Annotated in this window: 7 protein-coding genes; 2 read left to right on the top strand and 5 right to left on the bottom strand. The window is 47.8% G+C overall.

Features of this window, described 5'->3' with window-relative positions; genetic code table 11:
• Window positions 1-56: 56 nt before the first annotated feature.
• Complete coding sequence (locus tag K9N75_RS08875; RefSeq protein WP_039188770.1) at window positions 57-1964, bottom strand: ABC transporter ATP-binding protein; 1908 nt, start codon at window positions 1962-1964, stop codon at window positions 57-59.
• A gap of 3 nt (window positions 1965-1967) precedes the next feature.
• Window positions 1968-4094: a bifunctional 23S rRNA (guanine(2069)-N(7))-methyltransferase RlmK/23S rRNA (guanine(2445)-N(2))-methyltransferase RlmL gene (gene rlmKL / locus K9N75_RS08870; protein WP_004095668.1), complete on the bottom strand. Its 2127-nt coding sequence runs from the start codon at window positions 4092-4094 to the stop codon at window positions 1968-1970.
• 469 nt (window positions 4095-4563) lie between these two features.
• Between rlmKL and ydfZ the strand changes: the two genes are divergently transcribed.
• Window positions 4564-4767: a putative selenium delivery protein YdfZ gene (ydfZ, locus tag K9N75_RS08865; RefSeq protein ID WP_039189095.1), complete on the top strand. Its 204-nt coding sequence runs from the start codon at window positions 4564-4566 to the stop codon at window positions 4765-4767.
• Between the two features lie 169 nt (window positions 4768-4936).
• A complete protein-coding gene (locus tag K9N75_RS08860) occupies window positions 4937-6040 on the top strand; it encodes a YcbX family protein (RefSeq protein ID WP_224452487.1) in 1104 nt (367 codons plus the stop codon).
• A 100-nt stretch (window positions 6041-6140) separates the two neighbouring features.
• On the opposite strand, the gene K9N75_RS08855 is transcribed toward K9N75_RS08860, so the two are convergent.
• The 3 genes from K9N75_RS08855 to pepN form a co-directional block, all read right to left on the bottom strand.
• A complete protein-coding gene (locus tag K9N75_RS08855; protein ID WP_008813034.1) occupies window positions 6141-6689 on the bottom strand; it encodes a cell division protein ZapC in 549 nt (182 codons plus the stop codon).
• Window positions 6690-6876: 187 nt separating this feature from the next.
• Complete coding sequence (pyrD, locus tag K9N75_RS08850) at window positions 6877-7887, bottom strand: quinone-dependent dihydroorotate dehydrogenase (protein ID WP_004095679.1); 1011 nt, start codon at window positions 7885-7887, stop codon at window positions 6877-6879.
• Window positions 7888-8196: 309 nt separating this feature from the next.
• Window positions 8197-10815, bottom strand: a complete 2619-nt coding sequence (gene pepN, locus K9N75_RS08845) for an aminopeptidase N (RefSeq protein WP_224452486.1) — start codon at window positions 10813-10815, stop codon at window positions 8197-8199.
• Between the last annotated feature and the right edge of the window lie 326 nt (window positions 10816-11141).

Below are 11141 nucleotides of genomic sequence, written 5' to 3'. Positions count from 1 at the left end.
TGACACAATACATCACTCCGCATTCGTCAGGCTTTATTCAGTCTTAGACGGACCTATCAGGCATTCTTCATCGCCTCTAGCTCTTCCCAGCGTTCAAACGCCGATTCAAGCTGTTGCTCAGTTTCAGCCATTTTCTGCAGAACAGATTGAGTCTCTGCGTGTGACTGATTAAAGAACTCAGGTTTAGCGACTTCAGCTTGCAATGCCGTTAACTCCGCCTCCAACGCTTCTAAACGTGCTGGCAGTTGTTCGAGTTCACGTAGCAAATTATAGCTCATCTTGTTGCTACGCTTTTTCACCTCAGCTTTAGGCGCACTGGTTGTCCCCTGAGGCTTAGGCGCAGCAGCCTGCTGGCTGAACGACCGCATGTCCGCTTTTTGCTTATGAGCATCATAATATCCGCCCACATAGCTATTAATGACGCCATTACCTTCGAAAATCCAGCAGTCGGTCACCGAGTTATCAACGAACTGACGATCATGGCTCACCAGCATCACGGTGCCCTGATAACCATCAATAAGCTCTTCCAACAGTTCCAACGTTTCGATATCTAAATCATTGGTTGGTTCATCGAGGATCAACAAATTGCTTGGTTTTAAGAAGAGTCTTGCTAGTAATAGACGATTACGCTCACCACCTGACAACGCACGCACAGGCGTTAATGCGCGTTTAGGATGGAACAGGAAGTCTTGCAAATAGCCCAGCACATGGCGTGGACGACCATTCACCATCACTTCTTGCTTGCCTTCCGCTAGGTTATCCATGACCGTTTTATCGGGATCAAGCTCTGCACGATGCTGATCGAAGTAGGCGATTTCAAGCTTAGTGCCGCAGCGAACCTTACCGCTGTCTGGCTGCAACTGGCCTAACATCAATTTCAACAGCGTTGTTTTGCCGCAGCCGTTTGGCCCTACCAGCGCAATTTTATCACCGCGGTTGACCTGAACGCTGAAATCACGCACCAGCGTTTTACCTGCCACGCTGTAGCTAACATTCTCCATTTCAAAGACAATTTTGCCGGAACGCAGTGCTTCTTCGACCTGCATTTTGGCATTGCCCTGCACGCTTCTGCGCTCAGCATGTTCGTTACGCATGGCTTTCAATGCACGAACACGGCCTTCGTTACGCGTACGTCGTGCTTTGATACCTTGGCGGATCCAAACTTCTTCCTGTGCCAATTTGCGATCGAACTCAGCGTTTTGCATCTCTTCCACACGCAACGCTTCTTCTTTCGCCAGCAGGTAGGCGTCATAGTTACCCGGCCACGACACCAGTTTGCCGCGATCAAGGTCGACAATGCGCGTTGCCATACTGCGTATAAATGAACGGTCATGGGAAATGAAAACGATACTGCCGGTGAATTCTTTCAGGAACTCTTCGAGCCACGTGATAGTTTCAATATCCAAGTGGTTAGTCGGTTCGTCTAACAGCAGAACATCCGGCTCGCAAACAAGCGCACGTGCCAATGCCGCTTTACGCAGCCAACCACCTGACAACGCAGAAAGATCGGTATCCGCATTCAGACCAAGCTTGGTCAAGACATCACTAATGCGGCTATCGATGCGCCATAAGCCTTGATGATCCAAAATCTCCTGCAACGCTGAAAGCCGATTCAGATTTTGCTCACTCGGATCCGCTTCAACTTTTTTCAGCAAATCATGATATGCCTTAAGGTGCTGCGCCTGTTCAGCAACGCCCTCAGAGACGAAATCAAACACCGTTCCGCCGATATTGCGCGGTGGATCTTGCTGCAAACGTGAAACCACTAAATCTTGTTCATAGATGATTCGCCCATCATCTAGCGGCAACTCTTTTCCTAATACTTTAAGCAGCGTTGATTTACCTGCGCCGTTACGGCCGACCAAACACACGCGCTCGTTTGGCTCAATATGTAATTCAGTATTATCGAGCAGTGGTGCATCACTAAAAGAAATCCATGCACCAGAAAGACTAATTAACGACATATATTACTTTTCCTCGCCGGCATGACGGATCAGCCAGCAGTTATGAATCTGACGGTTACGGGCAAAGTCTTGGGACAAGGTCTGCGCGGTAATTTCTTTCGCTTCCAGCCCCAATGCACCGAGCGCCTCAAGATCCATTTTGAATCCACGCTTATTGTTGGAGAACATGATGGTGCCACGACGACGCAGCATACGCTTAAGATCGCGCATGATATCAATATGATCGCGCTGCACATCGAACGTCGCTTCCATACGTTTCGAGTTAGAGAACGTCGGTGGATCGATAAAGATCACATCATATTGTTCATCGCTATTATGTAAATAAGAGAGGCAGTCAGCCTGCACTAAACGATGCTGACGCCCGGTTAAACCATTCGCCCGCAGGTTTTTTTCCGCCCATTCAAGATAGGTACGTGACATATCGACCGTTGTCGTTGAACGAGCACCACCCAAGCCTGCATGAACGCTGGCGGTACCGGTGTAAGCAAACAGATTGAGGAAGTCTTTCCCTTCACACATTTCACCCAGCATACGACGTGCAATGCGATGGTCAAGGAATAGCCCAGTATCTAAATAGTCGGTGAGGTTGACCCACAGCTCAGCGTTATACTCTTTAACCAGCATGAACTCTTCTTTTTGAGCCAACTTCTCATATTGGCTTTTGCCTTTCTGACGTTCGCGGGTTTTCAAAATCAAGCTGTTTGACGGTAAATTCATCACCGACTGAGTTGCATTGATCACGTCAAACAGACGCTGACGCGCTTTCTGTGCATCCACGGTTTTTGGTGGTGCGTATTCCTGAATCACCACTTTATCGGCATAGCGGTCAACGGCAACGTTATATTCTGGCAGATCGGCATCATAAACTCGGTAGCATTCAATGCCTTCTTGCTTAGCCCATTTATCTAGCTTTTTCAGATTCTTGCGTAATCGGTTGGCATAATCCTCAGCGATCTGACCTGACGCCGTGCCCAAAGGATTCTCTGCCAACTGATAGTTTTTCTGCACACAGTCCAGAGGACCGTTTTTAGCCTTGAACTGGCGCTCTGCGCGCAGTTGCAGGCAGCTAAGCAACTCTGGCGATGCGCTGAACAGAGAAAGCTGCCAGCCGCCAAATGCGCCCTTCATAATGCGGCCTAACGCGTTGTGCAACGCAATCAGCGCAGGTTCGCTTTCCAAACGCTCACCGTAAGGTGGATTGCTCAGTACGGTGCCCACGGGGCCTTCCGGCAATGGGTTTTTCAGATTACTCACATCAGCCACGTTGAACGTGATCAGCTCAGATACCCCCGCACGACGGGCATTAGCTCGCGCCATTTCGATAACACGGCGGTCATTATCTGAACCAAAGAAACGTGATTGTCCTTCTTGTGCCTGTAAGCCACGACGAGCGCGTACCTGAGCTTCAGCCAGCAGCTCACGCCACAGTTCAGGGTTATGACCATTCCAAGCGGAGAATCCCCAATGCTGTCGAGTCAGCCCCGGAGCATGATCGGAAGCCATCATCGCCGCCTCAATCAACAACGTACCCGAACCACACATGGGATCGACCATCGGGGTGCCGACTTTCCAGCCAGAACGTAGAATAATGGCTGATGCCAAGGTTTCCTTGAGCGGAGCTGCACCGGTCAAGTCACGGTAGCCACGCTGATGTAAACCTTCACCGCTCAGATCCAAAGCCACGCTCGCCGTTTCGCGCTGTAAGAACACATTAATACGAATATCTGGAGTTTGTTTGGCAACGGTCGGGCGGGCATCAATTTTACGTGTGAAGCTATCCACAATCGCGTCTTTCACTTTCAACGCGCCATATTGGCTATTGCGAATTTCTTCGTTGGTTCCGGTGAAATGCACGGCGAAAGTTTTATCAACGCCAAAAATAGAAGTCCAATCAATCGCCTGCACGCCGAGGTACAGATCCAGATCGCTATAGACTTTAAATTCATTCAATGGCATCAGAATGCGTGAAGCCAAACGGCTCCAGAGCAGGCTCTGATAGAGTAAACGGTCATCCCCTTGGAAATGCACACCGCCTTGAACAATTTGACAGGAGTGCGCACCGAGGGCTTCGAGTTCATTTTTTAACAGTTCTTCTAGACCGCGCGCGGTGCTGGCAAACAGAGATTTCATGTTTTCACTATCACTAAAGAGAATTTACGGAGACTAAAAGCCAGAAACAGCTTAATAATCAAATGAATATATAACCCAATGCGGCACAATCGTGCATCGAGCCATACGAAAAGCAAGCTTCTGACAAATATCGATCAGTAAGTTAATCGCTCATTTTAACCCGCGGAGCCGCATATTTGATACTTTTCTATCAAAAACTCTCATTCCTCACTTCATCTTTTTTACATGGCCGCCTATCAGGCACTGTTTCACCTGAGACAAACAGCGTCAACTCTGTGGCGTAGCGTAGGCGAAACACTCGTCTTCTTGAAAGGAATTCTCATTAATAGCTAATGTTTTCATGCAGATACCATGAATTATTTTTTGATCAAAATCATTTTTTTCGCCCGTTCATCACTTTAAGATCTCGTTCCGGATTCATATTTATTGATATCAGATGAATGAGGAGCCGAAAATGAACCCAGAAAGCGTGATGACTTATGATCGCAACCGTAACGCCATCAAAGTGGGTAGCCGTGTGATGGTCAGTGGCACTGGTGAAATAGGTGTAATTACTGCGATCCACGCTGATAACCTGCCATCGGCACAGGTTCGCCGCGCTAAATGTGTTGATATCACCGATCTAAATGGCCGTTACGTTCCTACCGAACTGATCCGTTTGGGGATGAACTAATATCTCATCGTGCCGATCTCGTGGCATACCGGTCGGCACGTTGCCTCTCCCCTATCCTCAACGCTGTCCCCATAAAAGAAAACGCAGCGCTATCTGTTCAACGATAGGCCGGTATCATAAAGTTGTCTGCTTAAGTTCGTTTTAAACGATGGAACGGGGTAGTGCTGAAATGATCACGTTATCAAAACTGTATGTTCATCCGATAAAATCAATGCGTGGCCTGCAACTTTCGCAGGCACAGGTGTTGCCGAGCGGTTTGGCCTTCGACCGAGCGCTGATGGTCACAGAGACGGACGGCACTTTTATTACCGCGCGCCAAAATCCGCAAATGGTCACATTTACCCCCGCGTTGCTACCGAACGGCATTACCCTAACAGGGCCTGACGGTGAGAGTATCTTGGTGCTATGGCAAGACTTTCTTCATCTACAGCAGCCGACTGAAGTGTGGGGCAATCACTTCTCTGCACTGGTGGCTCCCCCACAGATTAACGACTGGCTAAGTCGTTATTTTAAACGCGCAGTCCAACTGCGTTGGTTGGGAAATGAACTTAGTCGCCGAGTAAAGCACCATCCTGACATTCCTCTTACCTTTGCTGACGGCTATCCTTTCCTACTCATCAACGAAGCCTCGTTTCAGAATTTACAGCGACGTGCCCCAAACGCGATTCGTATTGAGCAGTTTCGCCCTAATATTGTGGTGAGCGGTGCTAAGGCGTTTGATGAAGATAGCTGGCTGGTGATACGCATTGGCGAAGTCATTTTCGATCTCGTAAAACCCTGTAGCCGCTGTATTCTCACCACCGTAAGTACTGACCGTGGACGTAAACATCCGGCGGGAGAACCCTTAAAAACACTACAGTCATTTCGTACCGCAGATAATGGCGACGTTGATTTTGGTATGAATATGATCGCTCGTGGCGGTGGAATTATTCGTCAGGGAGATAGTGTAAAAATTCTTAGCCTCCGCCCTCCTCGCCTCTATTCTGCGGGTGAAGTTAACGCCACATTGGCTACGCCGCCAGCCAACGAAAAAAGCGTCAACATTGAGTATCAGGGACAAACTTTTGTAGGCAATAATCAGCAGGTTTTGTTAGAACAACTTGAAGCACAAGGCATTAGAATTCCCTATTCTTGCCGAGCGGGATTATGTGGGGCTTGCAAAATAACGCTGGTCGAAGGGGAAGTCACACCGTTAAAACAGAGCGCAATCGGCTCAAATGGCGTCATACTGAGCTGCAGTTGTATTCCGAAAAGCAGTATCAAGCTTAGCTAACGTCAGCGGGTATATAGCCAAAATAATTCGCGTTGTATCGAGACGGCAGATGCAGCTTGAAGCACGACGAGGATATGCGGGTGATTAGCGCCCGCATCTATTAAACGGCATAAGCTAAAACATCTTCTGAATCGACAGATGGCTGAACAGCAATAAGTCGGTCATGCATGACTTTAATAGCATCGCCTAACTGCATGGACTTACCCGCCAACTGCAAATAAGGTTGGGCTAACAAACATAAGCTAGCACTGTCTCCAGCCTCAACAACCAGCAGCTTAGCTTGTTCTGCTGTATTTGAAATCTGCACGGCGACCAATTCACCTAATGCAGGCATCACGGCACAGGATTGTGGAGCAAAATGCCAGCTTTTCGGCATCAATGGCTTAAGAAAACGCTGAGCCACTAGCGCATTTAATATTAATTCCGCCCGCTGCTCTTTTTTTAGCCCAGTCTGACGACTACGCTCTTCAAACTGGTAATAAAGTGCCGCATCGTCGACACAAAAAGAACATTCATCAAAAGCATCAGGCGTTAGCATTTTCCCAGCAAAGCGGGAACGAAAGATCATTCCGTTGGCTAAATCCAACATCAAACGATCGTGTTCTTCATCAAAATACCAGCGCCAATTATCGCCCGGTTTTATATTCATTCTATCCCTCTTCTGCATCAGTCATCAGGATCGTGTATTCAATTCTTTCACATATCATTAAATGCGATCAAATCGTTGGCTGATTTAATCAGACCAGCTTGATCGGACAATTAATTAGCAGAACGCTTGAAATATAGACTACCCCGGAGAAGAAATAAACCCCCAGGGCAAATAGGTAGGAAAATAATTAGATGTAGTTAACGATATCTTTAATCAATCCCGGTCCTTTGAAGATAAAACCAGAATAAATTTGAACCAAAGAAGCGCCTGCGTCTATTTTTTCTCTTGCTGCAATCACGGAGTCAATTCCACCAACGCCAATGATTGGCAAACGACCCTGCAACTCTTGAGAAAGTTGTCGGATTATTTCAGTACTGTGTAATTGCAAAGGGCGCCCACTTAAACCACCTGCTTGCTCGCAATAGTTAAAGCCGTTAACCAATTTGCGATCCAGTGTGGTATTGGTCGCGATGACGCCGTCGATATTATGACGGACTAAACTGTCTGCAACCTGAATCAATTCTTCATGAGAAAGATCCGGCGCGATCTTCACGGCCACAGGAACATATTTATGGTGTTTCTGTTGCAGTTCGATCTGTTTAGTTTTAATCGCTGTTAATAGATCGTCTAACGCCTCTCCATATTGAAGCGTTCTTAATCCTGGGGTGTTTGGAGAGGAAATATTTACTGCTATATAGCCCGCATAGGAGTAAACCTTTTCCATGCAGATTAAATAATCGTCTTTCCCCTGCTCAACCGGCGTATCTTTATTCTTGCCGATATTGATCCCCAGTACGCCGCCAAAATGCGATTTTTTGACGTTCTCGACCAAATTGTCAACGCCGCGGTTATTAAATCCCATACGGTTAATTAAACCTTCGGCCTCAACGATACGGAATAAACGCGGCTTATCATTCCCCGCTTGAGGGCGCGGAGTTACAGTACCCACTTCAATAAAACCAAACCCCATCGCTCCTAGGGCGTCAATACATTCACCATCTTTGTCCAATCCCGCAGCAAGACCGAGCGGGTTTTTAAAAGATAATCCCATGCAGGTTACCGGCTTAGAAGCCACTGACTGACGAACCAGAAACTCCAATGGAGTACCCGTAATACGGCGAAGCTGCTTAAACGTAAATTCGTGCGCGCGCTCTGGATCGAGCTGGAAAAGTGCCTTTCTAACGAAGGGGTAAAGCATGGTATCTCCTGAATCCCGGTGGCAAGTCGGGGCGGTATTATCCGGTATCTTTCAACAGATTGGAATTGATTAAAAACAAAAACAACGTAATCGGCGCAAACGTTTACTCTTACTCGCTCATTTATCGATGTTTTATACGGAAATTTTGCTATGAAACGCATTCATGCAGCGGATCGAAAGATAGCGGTAAAGTCGATGACGATAGCAGGTTAAGCAGATGCTGCGTCAGGTTTGAAGGCGAATAAATATCGCCGTATACAAAAAAGCCCCGTCATTACGGGGCTTGGTGTGAGTGAATGACAGCGCTAATTATGCGTTTAACGCCTTGGTAATTTTTTCAAACAAATCGCCGGATAAATTATCCAGACCTTTAAGCTCTTCCAATGATTTACGCATTAAAGCCTGACGACTTTCGTCATAACGTTTTAAACGGATCAACGGTTCGATCATACGTGCCGCAACCTGTGGGTTACGCGTGTTCAAATCTTTTAAGATCTCGGTTAAGAAAGCATATCCTGAACCATCGGCGGCATGGAACGCAGATGGGTTAGCCTGAGCAAATGCCCCCACCAGAGAACGAATGCGGTTTGGATTGCTCAGGGTAAATGAGCGATGTTTCAAGAGCGCTTTCACGTTATCGAGCACCAACGCCGATGGGCTCGTCGCCTGCAACATGAACCACTTATCCATTACCAGACCATCTTGGTGCCAACGTTCGTCGAACTCAGCCATCAAACGATCGCGGCATGGTAGTTCAGCGCCAACAGCGGCAGAAAGCGCGGCCAAAGAGTCAGTCATGTTATTGGCGTTCTCGTACTGTCGAACAACCAATTCATCCGCCATGACTACATCTTCACCAAAAGCCAGATAGCGTAGGCATACATTGCGCAGTGAGCGCTTAGCTATATCTGCGTGGTCGATACGATATTCTGGGGTGCGGTTATTGTTGTAGACCGCTAACCACTCATCAGCCATCTCTTTCGCTAGCAGGCGAGTGATCGCCGAGTGCACCGCACCAATGGCTTCAGGAGCGATAATGCTGAACAGCTCTGCCATTTCATTTTCAGAAGGCAATGTCAGAATTTGTGCCGCCAACGCAGGATCGAGAGACTCATCCAGTAAGACTGCGCGGAATGCGTCAACCACGTGCATTGGCAGAGAGAGCGGCTGGTTCTGCTGGAATTTAGCCACGTTTAGACGAACGTATTTAGCCAGCAACATTTGCGCCGCATCCCAACGAGCAAAGTCATTGCGGGCGTGCTGCATCAAGAAACTGAGCTGCTGGTCGCTATACGGATACTCCAGTTTTACCGGCGCAGAGAACTCACGTAATAAAGAAGGAATCGGTTTATGTGGAACATTATCAAACGCGAAGCTTTGCTCCGATTCTGTCACATTCAGCACGTTACTTACCGCTTCACCATCGATCATTAACGGGATCACATTGCCCTGCGGATCATAAAGTTCAATATCCAGTGGGATATGCAACGGCAGTTTTTCTTGCTGTTCAGAAGTCGGCGGTGTTTGCTGAGTGACATACAGGCGATATTGCTGGTGCTCAGCGTCATATTCGTCGCGCACGCTCAATTCAGGCGTGCCCGCTTGGCTATACCAACGGCGGAATAATGTGAGATCAACGCCGGAGGCATCTTCCATCGCCTGTACAAAATCATCACAGGTCGCCGCGCTGCCGTCATGACGTTCAAAATAGAGCTTCATGCCTTTCTGGAAGTTCTCTTCACCGAGCAAGGTATGCATCATGCGAATAACTTCAGAGCCTTTTTCATACACGGTAAGCGTATAGAAGTTATTCATTTCAATAACTTTGTCAGGGCGGATAGGATGTGCCATCGGGCTGGCATCTTCCGCAAACTGAGCGCCACGCATTACGCGAACGTTATCAATACGGTTTACTGCACGCGAACCGAGGTCCGAACTGAATTCCTGATCGCGGAATACGGTTAAACCTTCCTTCAAGCTCAATTGGAACCAATCACGGCAGGTCACGCGGTTACCTGTCCAGTTGTGGAAATATTCATGACCGATCACGGCTTCGATGCCGAGATAGTCTTTATCGGTAGCGGTTTCAGCCTTAGCCAGAACATATTTAGAGTTAAAGATGTTCAGACCTTTATTCTCCATCGCGCCCATATTAAAGAAATCGACGGCGACGACCATATAGATGTCGAGGTCATATTCAAGACCAAAACGAGTTTCATCCCACTTCATGGCATTTTTTAGCGAGGTCATAGCCCAGCCGGCACGATCAAGATTGCCGCGGTCTACGTAAAGTTCTAATGCAACATCTCGCCCGCTTTGGGTGGTGAAGCTATCGCGAAGCACGTCGAAATCCCCTGCGACCAGCGCAAACAGGTAGCATGGTTTTGGGAATGGGTCTTCCCACTGTACCCAGTGACGACCATCTTGCAATTCACCCTGCGCAATACGGTTACCGTTAGACAGCAAGAATGGATAACGAGCTTTGTCCGCCACGATGCGGGTACGGAAACGCGCCAACACATCAGGGCGATCCAGATAATAGGTAATATGGCGGAAACCTTCAGCTTCGCACTGGGTGCATAACGCCTCGCCAGACAGATACAGGCCTTCTAAGGCGCTGTTCTTCGCCGGATGGATTTCGTTCACAATGGTCAGCGTGAATTCGTCAGGCAGATTTTCCAGAACCAGCTGATTCTCTGACTCACTATAGTGTTCCCAAGGAACATCGTTCACGCTAACGCTTTTCAGAGTGAGGTCTTCACCATTAAGAATTAATGGTGCCTGCGCGCTTCCCTGACGTTTAACCTGACTGACTGCGGTGACCGTCGTAGTGTCAGCATCTAAATCAAAATCGAGGGCCAGATCGGTGATGGTAAAATCTGGCGCTTTGTAATCGTGACGATACTTGGCTTGAGGTTGTTGTGTCATAAATACCCTTGTAGGCTTCGCCGATGATAGACCTAGAGATTTTAAATTGACGGGGAGAGTGACAAACCGCGTCATCGAGAGCTAGCCGCTGACAACACATCAGCGCCCTAACTAACCGTTAACTAAACTGTATCACACCGATCAAAAAACCGAAGCTCTGCTGATGAACTCGTGAACGTTCGTATATATTTCAATCAAATCAGCGTCTAGCCCGCTAAGACAGCGTGCTTTTTCACTGCAAAGAAACGGTGTAAAAGAGTAAGGCTAGCTGAACATAGACTACAATGGAGCAAGATAAATCTCAGACCTAAATACTTACTCTGAGT

Origin of the sequence: Hafnia paralvei, from assembly GCF_020150375.1 — a bacterium.
In the GTDB taxonomy this organism is placed as follows: Bacteria; Pseudomonadota; Gammaproteobacteria; order Enterobacterales; family Enterobacteriaceae; genus Hafnia; species Hafnia paralvei.
This window is presented reverse-complemented; position numbering and strand designations above follow the sequence as displayed.

Bases quoted from the DNA above. Each gene is read 5' to 3' on its own strand.
- K9N75_RS08875 (WP_039188770.1), bottom strand. From the start codon at position 1,964: ATGTCGTTAATTAGTCTTTCTGGTGCATGGATTTCTTTTAGTGATGCA.
- rlmKL (WP_004095668.1), bottom strand. From the start codon at position 4,094: ATGAAATCTCTGTTTGCCAGCACCGCGCGCGGTCTAGAAGAACTGTTA.
- K9N75_RS08860 (WP_224452487.1), top strand. From the start codon at position 4,937: ATGATCACGTTATCAAAACTGTATGTTCATCCGATAAAATCAATGCGT.
- K9N75_RS08855 (WP_008813034.1), bottom strand. From the start codon at position 6,689: ATGAATATAAAACCGGGCGATAATTGGCGCTGGTATTTTGATGAAGAA.
- pyrD (WP_004095679.1), bottom strand. From the start codon at position 7,887: ATGCTTTACCCCTTCGTTAGAAAGGCACTTTTCCAGCTCGATCCAGAG.
- pepN (WP_224452486.1), bottom strand. From the start codon at position 10,815: ATGACACAACAACCTCAAGCCAAGTATCGTCACGATTACAAAGCGCCA.